The organism is Mycobacterium sp. NPDC050441 (genome assembly GCF_040655355.1).
Taxonomy (GTDB): domain Bacteria; phylum Actinomycetota; class Actinomycetes; order Mycobacteriales; family Mycobacteriaceae; genus Mycobacterium.
In genome coordinates this window covers 22,929-44,409 of record NZ_JBFAJS010000003.1, presented here as the reverse complement: position 1 = coordinate 44,409, position 21,481 = coordinate 22,929, and the positions used below count along the sequence as shown (strand labels likewise).

21 protein-coding genes are annotated in these 21,481 nt (G+C 66.4%); 10 read left to right on the top strand and 11 right to left on the bottom strand.

What is annotated here, in order from left to right; translation table 11 throughout:
• Positions 1-228 precede the first annotated feature (228 nt).
• The 4 genes from purU (at position 229) to AB0I14_RS09195 (ending at position 3,981) form a co-directional block, all read left to right on the top strand.
• Entirely contained in the window at positions 229-1,119 is an 891-nt protein-coding gene (gene purU / locus AB0I14_RS09210; RefSeq protein WP_358019239.1) for a formyltetrahydrofolate deformylase, read from the top strand.
• 21 nt (positions 1,120-1,140) lie between these two features.
• Positions 1,141-1,593 carry a MaoC family dehydratase gene (locus AB0I14_RS09205; protein ID WP_358019236.1) on the top strand — a complete coding sequence of 151 codons (453 nt, stop codon included), beginning with the start codon at positions 1,141-1,143 and terminating at the stop codon, positions 1,591-1,593.
• Between the two features lie 124 nt (positions 1,594-1,717).
• On the top strand, positions 1,718-3,070 hold the full coding sequence (locus tag AB0I14_RS09200; protein WP_358019233.1) for an NAD(P)-binding domain-containing protein: 1,353 nt from the start codon (positions 1,718-1,720) through the stop codon (positions 3,068-3,070).
• On the top strand, positions 3,067-3,981 hold the full coding sequence (locus AB0I14_RS09195) for an alpha/beta hydrolase (protein WP_358019230.1): 915 nt from the start codon (positions 3,067-3,069) through the stop codon (positions 3,979-3,981). The genes AB0I14_RS09200 and AB0I14_RS09195 overlap by 4 nt, the downstream gene beginning before the upstream one ends.
• 39 nt (positions 3,982-4,020) lie before the next feature.
• Here AB0I14_RS09195 and AB0I14_RS09190 read toward each other — a convergent pair whose 3' ends face one another.
• The 3 genes from AB0I14_RS09190 to AB0I14_RS09180 are packed head-to-tail and all read right to left on the bottom strand — an operon-like array spanning position 4,021 to position 7,547.
• A complete protein-coding gene (locus AB0I14_RS09190; protein WP_358019227.1) occupies positions 4,021-5,511 on the bottom strand; it encodes a fatty acid--CoA ligase family protein in 1,491 nt (496 codons plus the stop codon).
• 7 nt (positions 5,512-5,518) lie between these two features.
• Entirely contained in the window at positions 5,519-6,340 is an 822-nt protein-coding gene (locus AB0I14_RS09185) for a mycofactocin-coupled SDR family oxidoreductase (RefSeq protein ID WP_358019224.1), read from the bottom strand.
• 25 nt (positions 6,341-6,365) lie between these two features.
• Positions 6,366-7,547, bottom strand: a complete 1,182-nt coding sequence (locus tag AB0I14_RS09180; RefSeq protein ID WP_358019221.1) for an acyl-CoA dehydrogenase family protein — start codon at positions 7,545-7,547, stop codon at positions 6,366-6,368.
• A gap of 66 nt (positions 7,548-7,613) precedes the next feature.
• Between AB0I14_RS09180 and fabG the strand changes: the two genes are divergently transcribed.
• The 5 genes from fabG to AB0I14_RS09155 are packed head-to-tail and all read left to right on the top strand — an operon-like array spanning position 7,614 to position 12,696.
• Positions 7,614-8,402, top strand: a complete 789-nt coding sequence (gene fabG / locus AB0I14_RS09175; RefSeq protein WP_358019218.1) for a 3-oxoacyl-ACP reductase FabG — start codon at positions 7,614-7,616, stop codon at positions 8,400-8,402.
• On the top strand, positions 8,399-9,619 hold the full coding sequence (locus AB0I14_RS09170; protein WP_358019216.1) for an acetyl-CoA C-acetyltransferase: 1,221 nt from the start codon (positions 8,399-8,401) through the stop codon (positions 9,617-9,619). The genes fabG and AB0I14_RS09170 overlap by 4 nt, the downstream gene beginning before the upstream one ends.
• Positions 9,616-10,809 (top strand): acyl-CoA dehydrogenase family protein, encoded by a 1,194-nt coding sequence (locus AB0I14_RS09165; protein ID WP_358019213.1) that lies wholly within the window; start codon positions 9,616-9,618, stop codon positions 10,807-10,809. The genes AB0I14_RS09170 and AB0I14_RS09165 overlap by 4 nt, the downstream gene beginning before the upstream one ends.
• A gap of 3 nt (positions 10,810-10,812) precedes the next feature.
• The gene (locus AB0I14_RS09160; RefSeq protein ID WP_358019210.1) at positions 10,813-11,481 is read left to right on the top strand and encodes a GntR family transcriptional regulator; all 669 of its coding nucleotides are present in this window, start codon (positions 10,813-10,815) and stop codon (positions 11,479-11,481) included.
• Between the two features lie 27 nt (positions 11,482-11,508).
• Positions 11,509-12,696, top strand: coding sequence for a CoA transferase (locus tag AB0I14_RS09155; RefSeq protein WP_358019207.1), 1,188 nt, complete (start codon positions 11,509-11,511; stop codon positions 12,694-12,696).
• On the opposite strand, the gene AB0I14_RS09150 is transcribed toward AB0I14_RS09155, so the two are convergent.
• Genes AB0I14_RS09150 through AB0I14_RS09140 form a run of 3 tightly spaced genes read right to left on the bottom strand, consistent with a single transcriptional unit; the run spans position 12,693 to position 14,823 of the window.
• Positions 12,693-13,163, bottom strand: a complete 471-nt coding sequence (locus tag AB0I14_RS09150; protein WP_358019204.1) for a nuclear transport factor 2 family protein — start codon at positions 13,161-13,163, stop codon at positions 12,693-12,695. The genes AB0I14_RS09155 and AB0I14_RS09150 overlap by 4 nt on opposite strands.
• On the bottom strand, positions 13,160-13,987 hold the full coding sequence (locus AB0I14_RS09145; RefSeq protein ID WP_358019201.1) for a TIGR03619 family F420-dependent LLM class oxidoreductase: 828 nt from the start codon (positions 13,985-13,987) through the stop codon (positions 13,160-13,162). Before AB0I14_RS09145 ends, AB0I14_RS09150 begins: the two co-directional genes overlap by 4 nt.
• Positions 13,984-14,823, bottom strand: coding sequence for an SDR family NAD(P)-dependent oxidoreductase (locus tag AB0I14_RS09140; protein WP_358019198.1), 840 nt, complete (start codon positions 14,821-14,823; stop codon positions 13,984-13,986). The genes AB0I14_RS09145 and AB0I14_RS09140 overlap by 4 nt, the downstream gene beginning before the upstream one ends.
• 70 nt (positions 14,824-14,893) lie before the next feature.
• On the opposite strand from AB0I14_RS09140, the gene AB0I14_RS09135 reads away from it, so the two are divergent.
• Positions 14,894-15,484 (top strand): TetR family transcriptional regulator, encoded by a 591-nt coding sequence (locus AB0I14_RS09135; RefSeq protein WP_358019195.1) that lies wholly within the window; start codon positions 14,894-14,896, stop codon positions 15,482-15,484.
• Positions 15,485-15,489: 5 nt separating this feature from the next.
• Here AB0I14_RS09135 and AB0I14_RS09130 read toward each other — a convergent pair whose 3' ends face one another.
• From AB0I14_RS09130 to AB0I14_RS09110, 5 genes are read right to left on the bottom strand one after another with little or no spacing between them, the layout of a single operon-like run.
• Entirely contained in the window at positions 15,490-16,989 is a 1,500-nt protein-coding gene (locus tag AB0I14_RS09130) for a class I adenylate-forming enzyme family protein (protein ID WP_358019192.1), read from the bottom strand.
• A complete protein-coding gene (locus tag AB0I14_RS09125; RefSeq protein WP_358019190.1) occupies positions 16,982-18,433 on the bottom strand; it encodes a class I adenylate-forming enzyme family protein in 1,452 nt (483 codons plus the stop codon). Before AB0I14_RS09125 ends, AB0I14_RS09130 begins: the two co-directional genes overlap by 8 nt.
• Entirely contained in the window at positions 18,426-19,874 is a 1,449-nt protein-coding gene (locus AB0I14_RS09120; RefSeq protein ID WP_358019187.1) for an AMP-binding protein, read from the bottom strand. The genes AB0I14_RS09125 and AB0I14_RS09120 overlap by 8 nt, the downstream gene beginning before the upstream one ends.
• Complete coding sequence (locus tag AB0I14_RS09115; RefSeq protein ID WP_358019184.1) at positions 19,874-20,647, bottom strand: enoyl-CoA hydratase/isomerase family protein; 774 nt, start codon at positions 20,645-20,647, stop codon at positions 19,874-19,876. Before AB0I14_RS09115 ends, AB0I14_RS09120 begins: the two co-directional genes overlap by 1 nt.
• Positions 20,647-21,462 carry an enoyl-CoA hydratase-related protein gene (locus AB0I14_RS09110; protein ID WP_358019181.1) on the bottom strand — a complete coding sequence of 272 codons (816 nt, stop codon included), beginning with the start codon at positions 21,460-21,462 and terminating at the stop codon, positions 20,647-20,649. The genes AB0I14_RS09115 and AB0I14_RS09110 overlap by 1 nt, the downstream gene beginning before the upstream one ends.
• Positions 21,463-21,481: the final 19 nt, after the last annotated feature.

Sequence of the window (21,481 nt, the reverse complement as noted above, 5' to 3'; positions counted from 1 at the left end):
CGATTGAACGCGAACATGGCAAAAATCTTGAATTGACGTCGATGTCGAATGGGTGGTCTCCGCACGGAGGCGCAGGCTTTTGCTGTGAGGGTTCGCAGCCAGCTCTTAGTGAGATTGTGCGGCGCGGTGAATGCCGATCGACTTGGCGAGGCTCCGAGCCTTTCGGATCGGCGGCGCATTGGCGGGTTGTGTGTCGGCAGGGGGAGCCGAGATGAGATTCTGGTGTCGATGACACAGGAGTATCCGAAATCAACCGCCCTGCCGGCTCGGGATGTCGGCAGGCTGTTGCTGCGTTGCGGAGACAGGCCCGGTCTGGTTGCGGCGATCAGCGGCTTCCTCACCGGTGCCGGCGCAAACATCGTGTCGCTGGATCAGCACTCCACCGAGCAGTCCGGCGGCACCTTCATCCAGCGCACGATCTTCCATCTGCCGGGCCTGGCCGCGGTGCGCGACGAACTCGAGCGCGATTTCCGGCAGCAGGTGGCCGAGCCGTTCGCGATGGACTTCCGTCTCACGGAGGCCTCCAAGCCCAAGCGGGTGGCGCTGATGGCCTCCCGCGAGGACCACTGCCTACTGGATTTGTTGTGGCGCAACCGGCGCGGTGAACTCGACATGTCGGTGGTGATGGTCATCTCGAACCATCCCGACCTCGCCGATCAGGTCCGCGCGTTCGGAGTGCCGTTCCTCTACGTCCCGGCGACCCCCGAGAACCGGGCCGAGGCTGAGCAACGGCTGCTGGAGTTGTTGCGTGGCAACGTCGATCTGGTGGTGCTGGCCCGGTACATGCAGATCCTGACTCCCGAGTTCCTCGATGCCGTCGGCTGCCCGCTGATCAACATCCATCATTCGTTCCTGCCGGCGTTCATCGGTGCGGCGCCGTACCGCAGGGCCAAGGAACGCGGGGTCAAGTTGGTCGGCGCGACAGCGCATTACGTGACCGGCGATCTCGATGAAGGGCCGATCATCGAGCAGGACGTGGTTCGTGTCGACCACCGCCACTCGGTCGGTGATCTACAGCGACTGGGTGCCGATGTCGAACGGCTGGTGTTGTCGCGGGCGGTGCTGTGGCACTGTGAGGACCGCGTAATCCGGTTCGGGAATCAGACCGTAGTCTTCTGACACGGTTCGGGAGGAGTGAGCGTGAAAGTCTTCAATGGTCTTGACGAGTTCGTGGCGGCAGCGGGCAGCGAGCTCGGCCCGACCGACTGGATGGAGATCACCCAGGATCGGGTGAATTTGTTCGCCGACGCCACCGATGACCATCAGTGGATTCACGTCGATCCCGAGCGGGCAGCCGGCGGACCGTTCGGCGGCACCATTGCGCACGGTCTGCTGACGTTGTCGTTGTTGCCGCACTTCACCCATCAGCTGTATCGCGTCGACAATGTGAAGTTGGCGGTCAACTACGGCTACAACAAGGTTCGGTTCATCACCCCGGTGCGGGTCGGGGCCAACGTGCGGGCGCGTGCGGCGATCGCCGACGTTGCGCAACTCGACGGTGCGGTGCAGGCCACCATGACGGTGACGGTCGAGATCGAGGGCTCGGAGAAGCCCGCTGCGGTCGCCGAGTCGATCGTCCGCTTCATCGGCTGAGGTTTCCGGTCGGGTTTTCCCGGCTCTTCCTCTTCGCGAGCAATTCTGACAGTTGTCAGAATTCGTTGACGCCCGTCAAAGGCCGCTGCTAGTGTTCTGCATCACAATGTGAAGGAGCACTGTTTTGCAGCGTTCACTGCCGCGGACCGCGATCATCGGCGCGGGCATCAGCGGGCTCACCGCCGGAAAGATGCTCAAGGACTACCGGGTTCCGTACACCACGTTCGAGGCATCGGACCGCATCGGTGGAAACTGGGCCTTCGGCAACCCGAACGGACACAGCAGCGCGTACCGCTCACTGCACATCGACACCAGCAAGCATCGGTTGTCGTTCAAGGACTTTCCGGTCCCCGAGCACTTCCCGTCGTTCCCGCACCACTCCGACATCAAGGCCTATCTGGATGCCTACGCGAATGCCTTCGGGCTGTTGGAGAACATCGAGTTCAACAACGGTGTGGTGCATGCGGCCCGGGTCGACGGGGGCGGTTGGGAGATCGAGGATCAGGCCGGAGCCCGCCGCGAGTTCGATCTGCTCGTCGTCGCCAACGGCCACCACTGGGACCCCCGACTGCCGGAGTTCCCCGGGACGTTCACCGGTGAACAGATCCACTCGCACCACTACATCGACCCGAAGGAACCGCTTGAGCTGACCGGCAAGCGGATCCTGGTGGTGGGCATAGGGAACAGCGCCGCCGACATCACCGTCGAGTTGTCATCCAAATCCCTGCAGAACCAGGTGACGCTGTCCACCCGATCGAGCGCCTGGATAGTGCCGAAATACATTGCGGGACAACCGGGCGACAAATACTTCCGCACCAATCCTTATCTCCCGTTGTCGTGGCAGCGCAAGATGGTCCAGTTGATCGGACCGATGCTCGGCACCGATCCGACCATGTACGGGCTGCCGGCCCCGAACCACAAGCTGTTCGAAGCGCACCCGACGCAGTCGGTCGAGTTGCCGCTGCGACTCGGCTCCGGCGATGTCGTCCCGAAGCCGAACGTGTCCCGTTTGGACGGTGACACCGTGCATTTCGAGGACGGGACCAGCGACGTCTTCGATGTGATCGTGTACGCGACGGGCTACAACATCACCTTCCCGTTCTTCGACCCCGACGTCATCAGTGCGCCCGGTAACCACATCCGGCTCTACAAGCGGATGTTCAAACCCGGAATCGACGATCTGGTGTTCATGGGTTTCGCCCAGGCGATTCCGACATTGTTCCCGTTTGTCGAGTGCCAGTCGCGGCTGCTCGCGTCCTACGCGGTCGGGCGTTACGCGCTGCCGTCGGTGGCCGAGATGGAGCGCGTGATCGATGCCGATCAGCAACTGCACGGCGGACACTGCACCGACCGGCCCCGACACACCCAGCAAGTGGACTACTTCTACTACGAGCACGACATCCGCGTGCGCGAGCTACCCGCGGGGGCCAAGCGCGCCGCCGACGGTGCCGGCCTGACGGTGGGAGCGACAGCGTGACTCACACCGACCTCACGTTCTGTTCGGCCGGTGACCGGTGCAGCGCATGGCATTTCCCCGCCGCAGCCGATGACTTCGCCGGTCCGCAGGGACGGCCGGTGGTGGTGATGGCGCACGGTTTCGGCGGCACCATGGACTCCGGCCTGCAGCCTTTCGCCGAACGCTTCAGCGCGGTCGGCCTGGACGTGGTGGCCTTCGACTACCGCGGTTTCGGCGCATCGGAAGGGCAACCGCGGCAGAGTGTTTCGGTCGAGCGTCAGATGGCGGATTACGCTGCGGCCATCGCGGCCGCCCAACAACTGCCGGGTGTGGACCGTCGGCGGGTGGTGCTGTGGGGTTCCTCGTTCTCGGGCAGCCACGTCCTACGGGTGGCGGCACAGTGCGCCGATGTCGCCGCGGTGATCGGCATGACTCCGTTGACGAGCGGGCTGGCCGCCAGCCGCGCAGCCGTGGCGCACCGCGATGTCGCATCGGCACTGCGCTGGACGCTGGCGGGTGTGAAGAGCCGCGTGGCCGTCGCGGCGGGCCGGGCGCCGACCCTGATGCCGCTGGCAGCCAAACCGGGGGAGCCCGGCGCGTTGGCCCTCGACGGTGCATACGACAGCTACCGTGCGATCGCCGGGCCGACGTGGCGCAACGAGGTCGATTCGGCCATCGGCATGGAACTGGTGCAGATCCGGACCGGGGCCGCGGCCAAGGCCCTGAAATGCCCTGTGCTGATTCAGATTGCCGACTTCGACCGGTTCGTGCCGGCCAACTCGGTGATGAAGACGGCCGTGCAGGCCAGGGCCCAGGTCCATCACTACCCATGCGATCACTTCGATGTGTGGCCGGGCCATGACTGGTTCGACACGGCCGTCGACGACCAGGTGAAGTTCCTGACCCGGACGTTGGGCACGCCCGGCAACTGAGCGCGAGCACACGCGATTCGGTGTCTGCTCGCGGGAAGGTTATGTGCGGTACAGCGCCGCAACGTCTCCCGGCCGCACCTTGAGCGCGGCGTTGCGGGGGAGTGCGTCGACGACGGCCACGGCCACCGGCACGTGATGGCTCGGCAACGCCTCGCGCACCAGGTCCTTCAATTCGGCCTCGGTGGGCGTGGTGGCATCCCGTCGTAGCTCAACCGCGGCGAAGGGAACCTGACCGAGCCGGGAATGCGGAACTCCCACGACGCAGGCGTCGAGCACACTGGGATGCGAGATCAATACCCGTCGAACGGTTTCCGGCAGGATCTTGAAGCCGCCACGGTTGATCGCGCCGTCGCCGCGCCCGTGCAAGGTGACGAACCCGTCCTCGTCGACGGACGCCAGGTCGGTCGTCCGTACCCAGTCCGGCCCGATGACCGCGACGCTGGCCTCGAGCAGTCCGACGGTGCCGGCGGGGACTTCCGCGGCGGTGTCGGGGTCGACGATGCGGACGCGCACGCCGGGCAGAGGCCGCCCGACGCTGTCGGGTTTGTCAGCGCCGTATCGGCGATGCAGCTCGGGTGTCCAGCTGCACACCGATCCGGCGAATTCGGTTGCCCCGTAGGCCCACAACAACGGGATCCCGTAACGGCCCTCGAATTCCGCCCGCAATTCCGGCTCCAACGGGCCGGAGCCCCCGGACAGACCCTCCAGCGAGGCCAGATCCTCGAGCGGAACGTCGGCCTGCAGCAGCATCCGGAGGATGGCGGGCTGCACGCCCGCCCGGGTGATCCGGTAGGTCTTGATCGCCTCGACCCACTCGGAGACGCTGAACTTCTCCAGCAGCACCATGCGCTTGCCGGCGCACGGCGCGGCCAGCAGCTGGCAGACGCCGATGCTGCCGAACGGCCAGTACACCAGCGCGGGCGGCGTGTCGGGACCCACCACCTCGGCTCCCGCGCCGATCGTCATGCTCAGGACGGTGTGCTCAAGCACGTTGGTGGCGACCGGGATTCGCTTGGGTGGCCCGGTGGTGCCACTGGTGAGGATGTGCAGGCCGGACTGTTCCAGCGTCGCATCGTGCCTGCTGCCGGGCTGTCGCGCTACGGTCACGCCGACCCGGAACGGATCACCGGACAACACGAGACCGGCGGAGCCGGAGGAAGCTACCGCACCATGCAGCTCGGGCGTCCAGTCATCGATATCGCCGACAATCGCCGGCAACGCGAGGCTTTCGACGTCCCGGGCGATCGCGGTGGCGGATTGGTACGAGTAGATCATCACCACCGGGCGTCGTGTCGCGATGAATCCGAGGATCGTCGCGGCGTGGGCCACCCGGTTGCGGACCACGATGCCGACCGGCTCGCCGGGCTGAACGCCTGCGTCTTGCAGCGCGACGGAGACACGCTCGATGAACCGCGTAACCTCGTTGCCCGAATACCAGTTTCGGGCGAACTCGATGAACGGCCGGTCGCCGTAGGCTGCCAGCCCGGCCGCCAGGTTGTCGGCGAAGTCTGTGCTTGTTGGGCTGGACATGCCAGCCCTAGAACTGGGTAGAGCCCAGATCGACGGCCACCCGGCTGGCTGTGACATACCGTGACTCGTCGCTCGCCAGCCAGATCGCGGCATCGGCGATGTCCTCGGGTTCGGCGATGTAATCCGGCAGGAACGGGGTGACCATCTGCATCAGGCCGGGGTTGGTGTCGTTGGCCCGGTTGAGCGCGGCCAGCATGTCACCGGTGCCCATCGGGGTGTTGACCGCGCCCGGATGGAGGCTGTTCACCCGAATCTTGTGCTTACCCAGCTCGGCCGCGAATGCCCGGGCCATACCGGCGACAGCGTGCTTGCTGGCCGTGTAGTGCACCATGAACGGCTGCATCTTGATACCGGCGGCCGAGCTGATCAGAATGATCGACCCGCCGCGTCCGCCGTCGATGATGTGCTGGGCGCCGGCCATCACCGTGTTCCAGGTACCGGTGACGTTGATATCCATGACGTCGCGGAATGATTCGGGAGTGGTCTCGTTCCACGGCTCGGGCACCGTGATACCCGCGTTGGCGACGATGACATCGAGCCGGCCGAACTCGGCAACGCCCTTGCCGACGATTTCCCGCAATGCGTCATGGTCGCGGGTGTCGGCGGCCGCGGCGATGATGCGCTTGCCGGTGGCCTCGACCAGGCGCACGGTTTCGGCCAGATCTTCGGGGGTCGCCGAGTCATAGGGCACGCTCGGCGGTAGCGGCGCGGCGATGTCGATCGCGATGATGTCGGCGCCCTCCTTGGCCATCCGGACGGCGTGCGCGCGTCCTTGGCCACGGGCAGCTCCGGTGATGAAGGCGACCTTTCCGGCGAGCCGCTCGGTCATGGATTCTCCTTAGTGAGTGGGTATTTCAGAGTTGACGCTGGGCGGCCTTGACCAGGCCGCCGCCGATGATGAGTCGCTGGATCTCGCTGGTGCCCTCGTAGAGACGCAGCAGCCGGACTTCCCGGTAGATGCGCTCGACCGGGACCTCACGCATGTAACCGGTGCCGCCGTGGATCTGCACCGCGAGATCGGCGACATCGCCTGCCATTTCGGTGCAGAACAGCTTGGCCGCCGAAGGGGCGATGCGACGGTCCTCGCCGGACACCCATTTGGCCGCGGCATCGCGGACCAGTGCCCGTCCGGCCATCACGCCGGTCTGCTGGTCGGCGATCATCGCCTGCACCAACTGGAAGCTGCCGATCGGTTGGCCGCCCTGAGTGGCTGCGGCGGCGTAGGCCACCGACTCGTCGAGTGCGCGCTGGGCGGATCCCACCGCGAGGGCCGCGATGTGCACCCGGCCGCGCGCCAAGGAGGTCATTGCAGCGCGATAGCCGACGTCCTCGCTGCCGCCGACCAGCGCGGCGTCCGGCACCCGCACGTCGGTGAAGTTGACGTCTGCCGTCCAGGCGCCTTCCTGACCCATCTTGGCGTCCTTCGCGCCGATTTCGACGCCCGCGGCGTCGGCCGGTACCAGGAACACCGCGATTCCCGCGCCTTTTTCGTCGGCCGGGCGGGTGCGGGCGAACACCACGAAGAGATTCGCCGTGGGCGCATTGGTGATGAACCGCTTCTGGCCGGTGATCACCCAGTCGACCCCGTCGCGAACTGCCTTGGTGCGTAAGCCTGCTGGGTTGGATCCCGCGCCGGGCTCGGTCAGGGCGAACGAGGCGACGACGTCGCCGGAGGCAATACCCTCAAGCCACCGGGTCTTCTGCTGATCGGTGCCGAACCCTACGAGCACCTGTCCGGCGATGCCGTTGTTGGTGCCGAACATCGACCGCAACGCCAGCGAGGTGTAGCCGAATTCCATTGCCAGTTCGACATCTTGGGCGAGGTTGAGGCCGAGGCCGCCCCACTCCTGCGGAATCGCGTAGCCGAACAGCCCCATGTTCTTGGCCTGGTCGCGGAGATCGTCGGGCACCTTGTCGGTGGCGAGGATCTCGTTCTCGCGGGGCACCACGGCGGTGCGGATGAAGCTGCGGGTCTGCGCCAGGATCTCCCGAAAATCCTCGTCGCCGACTTCGGCAGGGGCCGCGGTGGTGGTCACAGGGGAGCTCCATTTCGTCGCGCGGGATTCGCGGGGCTGATGAATCGCCAATATCGTATATGAAATATGATCTGGCTCAGACAGAGCCCCCACGATCGAAAGTTAGGTGATCAGGTGTCGTTGCTGAGCGGTCAGACTGCAGTGGTGACGGGCGGTGCCCAGGGTCTGGGCCTGGCCATCGCGAAACGCTTCATCGACGAGGGCGCCCGGGTGGTGCTCGGTGACGTCAACCTGGAGGCCACCGAGGCGGCTGCCAAGGAGCTCGGCGGGTCCGAGGTGGCGACCGCGGTGCGGTGTGACGTGACCTCGGCCGCTGAGGTCGAGGCGCTCGTGCAGGCCGCGGTCGAGCGGTTCGGCGGGCTGGACATCATGGTCAACAACGCCGGAATCACCCGTGACGCAACGCTGCGCAAGATGACCGAGGAGCAGTTCGACCAGGTCATCGCGGTGCACCTGAAGGGCACCTGGAACGGCACCAAATCGGCTGCGGCGATCATGCGGGAGAACAAGCGCGGCGCGATCGTCAACATGTCCTCGATCTCCGGCAAGGTCGGGCTGGTCGGCCAGACCAACTATTCGGCCGCCAAGGCCGGCATCGTCGGCATGACCAAGGCCTCGGCCAAAGAACTCGCCCACCTCGGGGTGCGGGTCAACGCCATTCAGCCCGGGCTGATCCGGTCGGCCATGACCGAGGCCATGCCGCAACGGATCTGGGACCAGAAGCTGGCCGAGATCCCGATGGCCCGGGCCGGTGAGCCCGACGAGGTGGCCAAGGTCGCGCTGTTCCTGGCCAGCGACCTGTCGTCGTACATGACCGGCACCGTGCTCGAGGTGACCGGCGGTCGGCACGTATGAGTACCCGCGAGGCGGTAATCTGCGAGCCGGTTCGCACCCCGATCGGGCGCTACGGCGGCATGTTCGCGTCGTTGTCGGCCGTCGAACTCGGGGTTACCGCACTCAAGGGTCTGCTGCAGCGCACCGGTGTGGCACCCGAGCAGGTTCAGGACGTGATTCTGGGCCACTGCTATCCCAACAGTGAGGCACCGGCCATCGGCCGGGTGGTGGCGCTCGACGCCGGCCTGCCGGTGACTGTTCCCGGAATGCAGGTCGACCGGCGATGCGGTTCCGGGCTTCAGGCCGTGATCCAGGCCTGTCTGCAGGTGCGCAGCGGCGACAACGACCTGGTGGTGGCCGGCGGCGCCGAGAGCATGAGCAATGTCGCGTTCTACTCCACCGACATGCGGTGGGGCGGGGCCCGCAACGGGGTTCAGATTCACGACGGGCTCGCGCGGGGACGCACCACCGCCGGCGGACAGTTCTACCCGGTGCCGGGCGGAATGCTGGAGACCGCCGAAAACCTGCGCCGCGAATACGGCATCACCCGGGCCGAGCAGGACGAACTCGCGGTGCGCTCGCACCGCAGTGCGGTTGCGGCCCAGCGGTCCGGGGTTCTCGCCGAGGAGATCATCCCTGTGACGGTCCGCGACCGTAAGGGTGAGCAGGTCATCGACACCGATGAGCACCCTCGCGCGGACTCTACCGTCGAAGCGCTTGCCAAGCTCAAACCCGTTCTGCTCAAACAGGATCCGGAGTCCACCGTCACGGCGGGCAACTCCAGCGGTCAAAATGACGCCGCGTCCATGTGCATCGTCACCACGCCGGAGAAGGCCGCCGAGCTGGGCCTGCGACCCCTGGTGCGGATGGTGTCGTGGGGATCTGCGGGTGTCGCTCCCAACGTCATGGGCATCGGACCCGTTCCCGCCACCGAGGTAGCCCTGGCCAAGGCTGATCTGCAACTGAGCGATATCGACCTGATCGAGCTCAACGAGGCATTCGCCGCCCAGGCGCTGGCCGTGATGAAGGAGTGGAAGTTCGGCGAGGCCGACTTCGAACGCACCAACGTGCGGGGCTCCGGGATTTCGCTGGGGCATCCGGTCGGCGCGACCGGTGGGCGGATGCTTGCCACGCTGGCCCGCGAACTGGATCGGCGTCAGGCCCGCTATGGGCTGGAGACCATGTGCATCGGTGGCGGCCAAGGGCTGGCCGCTGTGTTCGAAAGGGTGTCATCGTGACCAGACTGGCCCAGACCCTGGGGCTCACCGAGTTCCAGACCGAGATCGTCTCGACCGTACGGCAATTCGTCGACAAGGAAGTCATTCCGACTGCCCAGGAGTTGGAACACTCCGACACCTACCCGCAGGCCATCGTCGACCAGATGAAGGACATGGGCCTGTTCGGGTTGATGATCCCCGAGGAGTACGGCGGGCTCGGCGAGTCGCTGCTCACCTACGCGTTGTGCGTGGAGGAACTCGCCCGCGGCTGGATGAGCGTGTCCGGGGTGATCAACACCCACTTCATCGTCGCCTACATGATCCGGCAGCACGGAACCGACGCCCAGAAGCAGAAGTTCCTGCCGCGCATGGCCGTTGGTGAGACGCGCGGGGCGTTCTCGATGTCCGAGCCCGAGCTGGGCTCGGATGTGGCGGCAATCCGCACCCGGGCGAAGAACAATGGCGACGGCACGTACACGATCGACGGTCAGAAGATGTGGCTGACCAACGGCGGCAGCTCGACGCTGGTGGCCGCGCTGGTGCGCACGGACGAGGGTGCCGACAAGCCGCACCGCAACCTGACCGCGTTCCTGGTCGAAAAGCCCACCGGCTTCGGCGAAGTCGTGCCGGGGCTGACCATCCCGGGCAAGCTCGACAAACTCGGCTACAAAGGCATCGACACCACCGAGCTGATCTTCGACGGCTACCGGGCCAGTGCCGACGATGTGCTCGGCGGCGTCACCGGGCAGGGCTTCTTCCAGATGATGGACGGCGTCGAGGTCGGTCGGGTCAACGTCTCGGCGCGTGCCTGCGGAGTGGGCATCCGTGCCTTCGAGCTGGCGGTGCGCTACGCGCAGCAGCGCGAGACCTTCGGCAAGCCGATCGCCGAGCACCAAGCGGTGGCGTTCCAATTGGCTGAGATGGCAACCAAAGTCGAAGCCGCGCATCTGATGATGGTCAACGCCGCCCGGCTCAAGGACTCCGGCGAACGCAACGACGTGGCCGCGGGCATGGCCAAATACCTGGCCAGCGAGTTCTGTTCGGAGGTCACCCAGCAGAGCTTCCGGATCCACGGCGGGTACGGCTACTCCAAGGAGTACGAGATCGAGCGGCTGATGCGCGACGCACCGTTCCTGCTGATCGGTGAGGGCACCAGCGAGATCCAGAAGAACATCATCAGCAAGCGGCTGCTCTCCGACTATCGGGTCTGAACCGTGTCCATACCCGATTTCGCCGCACGTCCGCAGCTGGCCGAAGATGTGGCCCGGCTGATCCGACGGCGGATCTTCGACGGCACGTACCCGGCGGGGAACTACATCAGGCTCGAACAGCTTGCGGCCGAACTGGGTATCAGCGTGACGCCGGTGCGGGAAGCGTTGTTCGGCCTGCGCACCGAAGGGCTGCTGACCCAGCAGCCCCGGCGCGGCTTTCTGGTGCTGCCGGTCACCCGGCGTGACATCGACGACGTGGCCGGGGTGCAGGCCCACATCGGCGGGCAGCTGGCGTCGCGGGCCGCAGTCCAGATCACCGACGTCCAACTCGACGAGCTCGACCGGATCCAGCGGGAGCTGGAGGACGCCTACGCGCACAACGATCATGAGCGTGCGGTACGGCTCAATCACGCGTTTCACCGGGGCGTCAACCGTGCTGCCGAATCGCCGAAGCTGGCCCAGCTGATGTCCCAGATCACCCGGTACGCACTGGAATCGGTCTATCCGACTGTCGAGGGCTGGCCCGAGCAGTCCACCCACGACCACCGCCGGATCCTGGCCGCACTCAAGGCGCGCGACGGGGATTCGGCCCGCGAGGCAATGGCCGAGCATCTTTGTGCGGCCTCCAAGCCGTTGAGCGATCACCTCGAGCGCCTCGGCGTCCTCGACTAGACGTGCGCCGAGAGAAGGAGTGGGCTGATGCCAGGTGTCCTCGACGGGATACGGGTGCTCGACTACGGCCGGTTCATCGCCGCACCGTGGTGCAGCGCGATCCTGGCCGACATGGGCGCGGACGTGCTGCGTGTGGAGAAACGTGAAGGCGGGGAGGACCGTTGGGTGCAGGCCGTCACCGAGGGCGGCGAGGGCGGCACATTCCTGCAGTGCAACCGCAACAAGCGGTCGCTGACGCTCGACTCCACCACGGCCGAGGGCGCCGAGATCACCCGACGACTCGTGGCGCAGTCCGACATCGTCATCGCGAACATGCCGGCGGCCGGGATGCGGGCCAACGGACTGGATTACGACACGCTCAAGGCGGTCAAACCCGATATCATCCTGGCCAGCGCCACCGCCTACGGAGAGGGCGGTCCGTACAGCGACAAGATCGGTTTCGACGGTGCCGGGCAGGTGATGTCGGGTGCGGTCTACCGGCAGGGTCTGCCTGATCTGCCGATTCGAACGGTGGTGCCGTACGCCGATTTCGGGACGGCACTCACGTTGGCAATCGGTGTGATGATGGCGCTGTATCACCGAGACAAGACGGGGGAGGGGCAGCACGTCGAAGGCGCACTGCTGCCCACTGCTCTGATGCTGTCGAACGCCTTCCTGATCGAGCGTGAACTGCTGCAGGTGGACAAGCCCCGGATGGGCAACAAGGGTGCTTCGGTGGCGCCGTGCGATCTCTACCGCACCGCCGATGATCAGTGGGTGTTGCTGCAGGTGGCCGGGCAACCCATGTTCAAGCGCTGGTGCCGCCTGGTCGGTCGGGAAGAACTGTTCGACGATCCCCGTTTCGCGAACGACGACATCCGCTGGACCAACGGCGACATCCTCAACGACATCATGGCCGAGTGGTGCGCTGACAAGAGCAAGGCACAGGTGCTGGAGCTGTTGGAGAAGGCGAAAATGCCTGCCGCCCCGTTGTATTCCACCCAGGACGTCCTCGATGACCCGCATGTGCAAGCCATGGGCTACCTGCAGCGGATGCCGTTCCCCGGGGCCTCCCGAGATGTGCCGATCATCGAAACACCGTTCCGGATGTCGGCGACTCCCGGCACGATCCGGCGACGGGCCCCGCTGCTGGGCGAGCACACCGACGAGGTGCTGGGTGAGATCGGTTATGACGCAGCGCAGATCGCGGAGCTACGGGAGAACACGATCGTCTAACGGAGCAGCTCCCGCGACTCGGGGCTGCCGTTCAGCGCCCGGGTGGTGCGCTGCGCGATCTGCCATCGACCGTCGATGCGACGCAGCGTGAAATGGTTCGCGCCGGCGCGTGCCACGATCCACTTCCCGTCGCGGTGCACCATCAGCAGTGATTCACACACAGCCTCCGCGGTGTCGCCGTCGAGTGTGACCCGGGCGGGCCCGAGAAAATGGCAGGCGCCTCTTGCGATGAGCGTTTGATGCGCATCCGAGTTCACCATGGCCTCGACATCGGCGCGGCTGTGCATCTGCCAGCCTTCGACGTCGTAGCTGCCGTCCACGCTCCACAACTCCGCAACATCGGTGGCGGCGCCGGCGTCGACGAGCGGGCCGTAGGAGGCGATGAGCTGCGTTACCTCAACCTGGTCGGTCAGCGCCTGCAGTCGTCGCTCCAGGTCGTGCAGCCGGGATTCGAACGAGTCAGTCATAGTTCGGTGCCGATTGTGTGCAGGGCTTCGAGCTGATCGCAGAAATGCTCGGCGCTGCGGGCCTGCAGTGTGCAGTTGGCGATCGTGGCGCCGACGTCACGCAACCGGTTCAGCCGAGCGCGGGTGGTGCTCGGATCGCCTTGCGGGTCCAGCGGCACCCCCGGGGACAGCACGACATCGAAATCTGCCGGCGGGCGCAGTTGCGCGAGGAACTCGGCGATCGCATCCGGCGGCAATCCGAAAGGCATCCAGCCGTTGCCCAACTCGACGGCTCGGCGCAGCGAGCGCTTGGTGCGACCGCCCACCCAGATCGTGAGATCGGTACTGGTGGCGTGTGGTTCGATGGCGAACCCGTCGACCACCGGCTGTCCCCACGCGGCACGCAGCCTGGCGATGTCGCGGTCGGCGGCGGCCCCACGCCCTTCCCATGGGGCACCGAGCAACTCGAACTCCTCGGTGAGCGATCCGACCCCGACGCCGAGGACGACTCGCCCGCCGCTGAGCCGGTCGAGAGTCCCGTAGCTCTTGGCCAGCGCCACCGGGTGGTGGTACGGAAGCACCACAACGGCGGTGACCAGTCGGATCCGTCGAGTCCTGGCGGCCAGGAAGGACAGCGTGGCCAGCGGGTCCCAGTACACCCTCCCGCGCACCGCCGTCGCTGAGGCGGGGATGCCGGTGTGCTCGGCACAGGTGATGTGGTGAAACTCCAGAGCCTCTGCTTTCTCAGCGATCAATGACAACTCGTCGGGGCCGGCGGTCGTTTCCCACGGGGAGAACTCACCAGGGTGTTGCATCACGACGGGGGTGGAGAGTCCGAGCTTCACTGTGCGGACCCCTCTGTCGATCCCATCAGCTGCCGCATCATCTTGTCGGTGCGCAGGATGGTCGCGGCGCGGTCCGGATTGTTTTGGGCAAGAGCGACTTTCGCGTGCTGCGACACCACGTGTACGGGGCCTTTTCCGAGCGCGGCGAGACCTTCGGCGGCGACGTCGTCAGGCTCGGACACCACCATGCCGGGGATGTCGAAGTTGAGTCCGACCCGGTCCATTGCCGGGGTGCGGGTTACTCCAAGGACGAGTTCGAGTACGTCGACGTTGTCGTCCCGCAATTCCAGCCACAGACTCTCGGCGAAGATCCTGCCGAATGCTTTGACTCCGCCGTACACCGTGTGCCGGTTCGAGCCGAGGTAGCCGGCCATCGATCCGACGAGCAGGATGCCTCCGCGCCGGCGGCTGCGCATCGCGGCGCCGAAGTGATGAACCAATGCCAGCGGGGTGGTGACGTTCAGGTCGATGACCCGTTGAAACGCGGCGAGGTCGCCATCGAGGAACTCTGCGCTGTGTGTGTTGGCGCCGGCGTTGTGGACCAGCAGACCCACCTCGACGTCCGCCACTGCGTCGGCGACGGCTTGGGCGGCGGACGGTTCCGCGAGATCCATGCTCAGCGTGCGAACTTCGACCGAGTGTGCGCGACAGAGTTCGGCTGCTTCCTCCAGCGGCCCTGTCTTGCGGGCGACGAGCAGCAGATTGATACCGGCCTCGGCCAGTTGGACCGCGAAGGATCTGCCGACACCTTCCGAGCCACCGGTGATGACGGCCCACGGGCCGTACTTGAGAGCGTCGATCGTCGTGTCGTCGAGCTGGGCACCTTGTTCGGTCACCCATCTGTTGTAGCATCGCCTTGTCCAGATTTCTAGAATCAATTCTAATTTTGCGGGAGGGGTCGTCTCGATGCCGCGCATCGGAACGCCACGGGAACCGGGGCATGCCTCGACGCCCCGTCAACTGGCACGCAACGCGGCGATTTTGCGCGCGGCCGTCCGGCTGGGGGCGTTGCACGGGCTGGAGCGGGTCCAGATGTCAGATGTCGCCGCTGAGGCCGGCGTCGCTCTCGGCACCCTCTATCGCTATTACCCGACCAAGCATCACCTCTATGCAGCGGTGCTCAGCTCGGCGATCCGGGCGATGCCAGAATCTGCCGGCATCCCGGACGACCCGGTGTCGGCCGTAGGTGACTTCCTGGGTGAGGCTGCCGAGACGCTGCTGGCGCAGCCGCCGTTGGCCAGGGCAATGTTGATTTCCATCAACGCCATCCGGTCGTCTTCCGATGCACCGGCCGATCTGTCCATGCGCGAGCGAATCCTGACCGTGGCCGGGGTGACCGAACCCACCGACGAGGATCATCGACTGGCCCGGATGGTCGAGCAGTGCATGTACGGCATCCTGACCTGGGCCACCGCAGGTCAACTCGACGCGGTGGCTGCCGCCGCCGACGTCCGGTATGCGTGCGAACTGCTGCTGGCCCCATGGAACAAGCGGTGACGGCGTCAGTCACGTTCCGCGAGCATGCCACGCAGCGCGGTGTTGTCGACCTTCCCGGTGGCTCCGCGCGGAACCGCATCCTCGTGGTCGAGCAGCAACCAGAGCGTGGGCACCTTGAACGAGCTGATGGCGGCATGCGCGGCGGTGCGCAGCGCCTCTACCGAGAGTCGGTTGCCGACGAGCACGGCGCCCACCCGATTGGCCTGGCCGTCAGGAACGTTCACGACGTGAGCTGCCCGGACTCCGGGAATGGACCGAAGCGCCCGTTGCACTTCACTCGGGTACACGGTGGCGCCGCGGACCTTGAACATGTCATCGGACCGTCCGCGGTGGAACAGAAATCCGTCGGCGTCGAGGTGCCCGAGATCGCCCGTCGGGTAGTAGCCGTCGGCGGTGAACACGTCCTCGCGGCCGCGACGGCAGATTCCCCGCATCACATGTGGGCCACGGATCTGGATCTCCCCGGATTCCCCGCGGGGCAGTGGTTTTCCGGTCTCGGTGTCGACGATGCGGACATCCATGCCGTCGAAGGGCTTCCCGCAGCTGCCCCAGGCCGATTCCGGCAGATCGGTGTCGGCCCGGTATCCGCAGTACGGGCCGAACGATTCGGTCATCCCCAGCAATGACGCCCGCGCCCCGGGGCGCGGGCGCATCGCGACCGGCAACAGTGCCGCAAGGCTTCCGGGCTGCAACGCGGTCAGATCTGCGGTGCCGGCATGGCGGGCCAGCGCCTCCGCCTGCTCGGGCCAGCCCCGGAACAGGGTGACCCCTTCGCGCCGCAGCAGCTCGAGCGTGGTGTCGGGACGGGGAGTCGGCTCGGTCACCAGGGTGGCCCCGGGCAGCAGGGCAGAGAGGATGCCCGCACCGAAACCTCCCACCCAGAAGAACGGCATGGGTAGATACAGCCGGGTGTCGCCGGTGATGCAGCGGGCGTCGAGACCAGAGCGCACGGCGCCCAGGGCATTCCGGTGCGAATGGATGGTCCCTTTCGGCGGCCCGCTGCTGCCTGAGGTGAACATGATCACCATCGGGTCGCTCTCCCGTATCCGGGCGGACAACGCGTCGGCGGCGTCGCGGGGCGCGCTGAATCCCAGTGCCTCGTCGACTGTCCAGACTGCATGCAGAGCGGGCAACTGCTGCCGGTCCACCGGGTAGCGGTGACCCCGGAATTCCTCGACCGCGATGAGGAACTGCACCGATGCCATCCGTAGTTGCGCAGCCAGTTCGCCGGGGCGCAGCAGTGTGCTGAGCGGCACCAGTACCGCACCGATCCTGGTGAGCGCGATGGCGATCCGTACCCAGTCGACGCCGTTGGGCATCACGAGACCGACCCTGGAACCTTTGGTGACGCCGGTGGCGATGAACCCGGCCGCCAATTCGGCGGTACCGGAGTCCAGTTCGGCATAGGAGAGTCGGGACTCCGGGTCGATGACCATGGGTCTGGCGGTCAGGGACGTGGCGTGCTCGCGCACCACGGTGCCGATGGTGAGGGCGGCGTCAGACATCGAACAGTCCGGCCAGCGCTTTGGTATCGACTTTTCCACTCGACAGGACCGGTAGGTCGTCGCGGTGCACCACCGTGAACCGGCGGGGCACCTTGTAGGCCGACAAGCGCAGGCGCAGCGCGCGGAGGACCCTGTCCTCGTCGAATTGCGCCGGGTCGTCCAACGCCACCACGGCGGCCACGATCTGTCCGCGCTCAGCGTCGGGCAGCCCGAGCACGTGGGCGGTGAAACCCAGTTCCGCCAGCGCCTTCTCGACCTCACCCGGGGTGACGTTCGCGCCGGCTGTTTTGATCATGGCGCCGGCCCGGCCGAGAAAGTAGAAATAACCGTCGTCGTCGACACGCACCAGATCGCCGGTGTGAAACCAGCCGTCGGCGTCGAAGCAGTCCTCGCGGTTGCGCCCGTAGTAGCCCTGCATGAGATACCGTCCGCGCAGGCACAATTCGCTTGAGTCGAGCACCTTGGTTTCGAATCCGGGGGCAGGCCTGCCGTAGCTGCCGCGGCGGTGCTCCGGTTGATCGCCGTCGTCCGCGTCGATCAACATCACACTGCCGGTCTCGGTCATCCCCAGCATGTTGTGCCGCAGTTCGGGGTCAGGGGGCCGGCACTCGGGCGCCATGATCGGGTACAGATTGCCGCGGCGGGCCGTGAAGTTGCGGTCAGGGTAGCTGGGGTGGCGGGTGAGATGGGCGATCCCGGCGACGAAACCATTGGTGATGGTCGGCTTCTCGGTCTCGATGAGGTCGAGAGTGAAGCCCGGGTCGGTCGCATTCGAGCAGATCAACGTCGCGCCGGCGCACAGGGTGGCCAGCAGACCGAACGCGAACCCGCCGATCCAGAAGAACGGTGAGTTGCAGAACAGCCGGTCGTCACCGGTCAGACCGCGGATCGCATTGAGGTTGCGTTGATGGCCGATCAGTGAGGCGTGGGTGTGCACTGCCCCCTTGGGCGGGCCGGTGGAGCCCGAGGTGTACACGATTGCCAGTGGGTCACAGCCGTCCACATCGGCTTCCAGCTCCGTCAGCCGCGGTGTGTCGGCGCGCGGCATCTCGAACACCACGTGTCGCAGACACGGGGTGTCGATACCGGCGAGACGTTGCGCATAGTCGTGATTGCGGAAGGCGCATGCCGACAACAGGATCGCGGTGTCGCTGTCGCGCAGCTGGGTCTCGAGCTCGGCAGCGGTGAGAAAGGTCGAGTACGGCACCACGACCGCACCGATTCTCGCGGCGGCCAGCATGGCCACGACGAAGTCGACGCCGTTGGGATAGAGCAACCCGACGTGGGTGCCCTTGCCCGCGCCCAGCCCGAGCAGGCCGCGCGCCACCGACGTAGAGCGAATGTCGGCCTCGGCGTAGCTGATCCGCTCGCTGTCGCAGATGAGCAGGGGATGGTCTCCCCGGTCGCGCAGGCCGGCGAGCAGAGCGGCCGGCGTGTCAGCCACCGGTGGCGAAGTGCTCGCGGACGGCACCGAGATCGGCCTTGCCCGACGGCGTGCGCGGGATGGTGTCGACGATCGCGATCCTGGTGGGGATCTCGTACCGGGCCAGCCGGCCCTGCAGATAGTCGGTGAGTTCGGCCGAGGGTGCAGGCGTGCGCAGTTCGACCATCGCCACCGGTGTCTCACCCAACCGCTCATCCGGTACGCCGATCACCGCCGCGCCGCGCACCGCGGGATGGCTCTCCAGGGCGGTGCGGACGTCGTCGGGCATCACCTTGAATCCGCCGCGGATGATGGCCTGATCGGCGCGCCCGAGAATCCAGACGAATCCGTCGGCGTCGATGCGGGCCAGGTCGGTGGTGCGCATCCAGTCCGCGCCGGCGTCGAACTGTGCCGGTTTGACCTCCAGCAAGCCCTTCTCGTCCGGTGGAAGCGGCTTGCCGTCCTCGTCGACGACGCGCAGCCGCGCGCCGGGATTGGCCCGGCCCACACTGCCGCGCTTGTCTTTCCAGTACTGCTGGTGGTCGGCGAGGGTCCAGCCGGCCACCCCGCCGCCGAACTCCGTGGCGGCATAGGAGGTCAGCACCGGGATGCCGAACTTCTCGGTAAAGGCGTCGGCGTCGTCGGCCGACAGCGGGGCGGTGCCGGAGGTGACCGCGCGGATACCGGCGAGGTCGTCGCGGGTGAGCTCGGAATGCAGCACCATGCGCAGTGCCGCCGGCACCAGCGACACCGCCCGCGGCTGATGCTCCCGTACGGCGTCGGCCCAGCGGTGGAGGTCGAATTTCGGCAGCAGCACGAACGCTCGGGCTTCGGCGATACACAACAGCACCCGGAAGACGCCGCCGACATGAACCAGCGGCGAGTTGACGATGGCCACCGCGCGTCGCAGTCCGGTTGGTGCCGGGGCATTCTCGGGATCGCCGCCCATGACGCTGCGGGCCAGCATGTCGTAGGTGAGATCGACCCGTTTGGGTGGGCCCGTGGTGCCGCTGGTCAGCATCCACACCGCCACGCCCGGGCGCCCGGCATCGTGAGCCGGACTCTGGGCGGCATCGATCTCGGGTGCGGTGTCGAGGTCGCGGATCGTCACCGTCGTTGTCGTGGGGGAGTGCGTTGCCAACGTGGCGATGTCCTCGGCCAGGCCGATGAGTACCGGCAGGTCGAGGGCTTTGATATCGGCGCGGGTGCGCTCGTCGCCGCGGGACGGATTGATCACCACGACGGTGCCGCCGGCGGCCAGCACACCCAGCAGGGCCGCCACGTGGGCGGGCTCGTTGCGCAGCATGATTCCGACCCGCGTGCCGGCGGACAACGCGCCCATCCGCCGCGCGAGGGTCGCGACCTGATCCCAGGTGAACCACCGGCCGTCGTACTGGATCGCCCGTGCGGCCGGGTCCAGATCGAGAACCTCGTCGATGCGCCGTGAAAGCGGATGGGCCATCAGCGGATCCGAGGGGTTGACTTGGGGAGGGGACGCTCGGCCAGTTCGGCCTTGGCGATCGGATTGCCCAGTCGCGTGTAGATGAGGCCCTGGTCCATCGCGGCGCGGTACGGCTTGTCCAGTGACTCCCAGATGGCCTTCACCGTGCCCTGCGTCGCGGTCGGCGGCTTCGCCGCGATGGTGGCGGCGATCTCGTGCGCGCGGTCCCACAGCTGATCTCTGGCCACCACTTCGGTGACCAGTCCGATGCGCAGTGCAGTCTCGGCGCCTACGCGTTCGTCGTTGCCCATCAATGCCATCCGCAACGTGTCACCGAGCCCGACCCGGCGCATCAGGCCGATCGGCTCGAGTGCCGAGACCAGTCCGGCGCTGACGTGGGAATCGAAGAACGTGGCCTCCTGCGAGCAGATCACCACGTCGGCCTCGTTGACGAAGTACAGCGCCCCGGCGGTGCACATCCCCTGCACCGCGCACACAACGGGTTTCCACATCTTCTGCCACTTCGGGCTGAGCAGTTCACCGGGATCCTCGTGGTTCCAGACGATCTCGGGCTGTCCATAGCTGGACTTCACGTCCAGCCCGGCGCTGAACGCGCGGTCGCCCGCTGCGCGTAGCACCACCGCGTTGATGCCCTCGTCATCTTTGATGGCGTGCCAGGCGTCGCGCATCTCGTGGCACATGGCCCGGTTGAACGAGTTCAGCGCGTCGGGCCGGTTCAGCGTGACCGTGGCGACCCTGGATTCATGGTCGAAGTCGAGGACGATGGTTTCCACTAGCGCGCCTGCCAGTTGGGCTTACGCTTCTCGACGAACGCCCGCGGGCCTTCGAGCGCGTCCTCGGTGCGGACCACCCGCTCACGGAACGTCTCGGCCAGGATCTCGCCCTCGTGCAGCGGCAGATCCAGCGTCTTGTGAATGGCCAGCCGGGTGCCCCGAACCGCCAGCGGCGCATTGAGATTCACGGTGTCGGCGATCTCGTGCGCGCGCTCCAGAAGCTTGTCGTGTTCGACGATCTCGGTGATCAACCCCAGTTCGTACGCACGCTCGACCGTCATGCGCTCGTGCTTGCCCATCAACGCCATTCGCAGCGCCACCGACCGGGGAAGTGCGCGGGCCAGGCGCACCATTTCGCGGGCGGCGACCAGACCGATGCTCACATGAGGGTCGAAGAATGTCGCCCTGTCCGAGGCGATGACGATGTCGCCGGTGGTGACCCAGTCCAGCCCGGCGCCACAACAGATCCCGTTGATCGCCACCACGACCGGCTTGGCCATGGTGCGAAACGGCGGCGTGCCCTCCTGCGGTGCCTCCCATTGTTCGTAGGTGGACAGGTAGGGCCGCTCGTTGACGACCTTGCCGTCGCCGGGGATCTCCTTGACGTCGGCGCCGGTGCAGAACGCCCGGCCGGTGGCGGTGACGATCATCAGCCAGATGTTGGCGTCGTTCTCGGCTTCGTCGTAGGCGGCCCGCAGTTCGGTGATCATGTGCGGGGACAGCGCATTGAGCGCGTCGGGTCGATTCAGGGTGATGGTGGCCTTGTGGCCGTCCACCTCGTATTTGACGGTGTCCAAATTGTCTAGGGCGGTCATTCCGTTTTCCTCACTGCTG

What these genes read in the sequence shown, in the direction of transcription:
- AB0I14_RS09190 (WP_358019227.1), bottom strand. Translation starts at nt 5,511, where the DNA reads ATGTCCAGCCCAACAAGCACAGACTTCGCCGACAACCTGGCGGCCGGG.
- AB0I14_RS09150 (WP_358019204.1), bottom strand. Translation starts at nt 13,163, where the DNA reads ATGACTGACTCGTTCGAATCCCGGCTGCACGACCTGGAGCGACGACTG.
- AB0I14_RS09170 (WP_358019216.1), top strand. Translation starts at nt 8,399, where the DNA reads ATGAGTACCCGCGAGGCGGTAATCTGCGAGCCGGTTCGCACCCCGATC.
- AB0I14_RS09110 (WP_358019181.1), bottom strand. Translation starts at nt 21,462, where the DNA reads ATGACCGCCCTAGACAATTTGGACACCGTCAAATACGAGGTGGACGGC.
- AB0I14_RS09130 (WP_358019192.1), bottom strand. Translation starts at nt 16,989, where the DNA reads ATGTCTGACGCCGCCCTCACCATCGGCACCGTGGTGCGCGAGCACGCC.
- AB0I14_RS09155 (WP_358019207.1), top strand. Translation starts at nt 11,509, where the DNA reads ATGCCAGGTGTCCTCGACGGGATACGGGTGCTCGACTACGGCCGGTTC.
- AB0I14_RS09120 (WP_358019187.1), bottom strand. Translation starts at nt 19,874, where the DNA reads ATGGCCCATCCGCTTTCACGGCGCATCGACGAGGTTCTCGATCTGGAC.
- fabG (WP_358019218.1), top strand. Translation starts at nt 7,614, where the DNA reads ATGATCTGGCTCAGACAGAGCCCCCACGATCGAAAGTTAGGTGATCAG.
- AB0I14_RS09185 (WP_358019224.1), bottom strand. Translation starts at nt 6,340, where the DNA reads ATGACCGAGCGGCTCGCCGGAAAGGTCGCCTTCATCACCGGAGCTGCC.
- purU (WP_358019239.1), top strand. Translation starts at nt 229, where the DNA reads ATGACACAGGAGTATCCGAAATCAACCGCCCTGCCGGCTCGGGATGTC.
- AB0I14_RS09135 (WP_358019195.1), top strand. Translation starts at nt 14,894, where the DNA reads ATGCCGCGCATCGGAACGCCACGGGAACCGGGGCATGCCTCGACGCCC.